Source organism: Bacillus cereus group sp. BfR-BA-01382 (assembly GCF_022663475.1).
GTDB classification, from domain to species: Bacteria; Bacillota; Bacilli; order Bacillales; family Bacillaceae_G; genus Bacillus_A; species Bacillus_A thuringiensis_S.
In genome coordinates this window covers 1-278 of the sequence record NZ_JAKUFQ010000354.1, presented here as the reverse complement: position 1 = coordinate 278, position 278 = coordinate 1, and the positions used below count along the sequence as shown (strand labels likewise).

Below are 278 nucleotides of genomic sequence, written 5' to 3'. Positions count from 1 at the left end.
TAGTGGCATTGTAATGCAGAATATAGTAGAAAAATTAATACCAAAAGAAGAAGTGAAAGAACCAACAAAGGAAGTGGAAGAGTCAAAAGAAGAAGTGAAAGAACCAACAAAGGAAGTGGAAGAGTCAAAAGAAGAAGTGAAAGAACCAACAAAAGAAGTGGAAGAAACAAAAGAAGAAGTGAAAGAACCAACAAAGGAAGTTGAAGAGTCAAAAGAAGAAGTGAAAGAACCAACAAAGGAAGTGGAAGAGTCAAAAGAAGAAGTGAAAGAACCAACAA

1 protein-coding gene is annotated in these 278 nt (G+C 34.9%); it reads left to right on the top strand.

Translation table 11 applies throughout. The annotated features are described in order from the left end of the window. Positions 1–13: 13 nt before the first annotated feature. Positions 14–278, top strand: a 265-nt coding sequence (locus tag MR160_RS35420) for a hypothetical protein (protein ID WP_276576131.1), incomplete at its 3' end; no start/stop codon positions are given.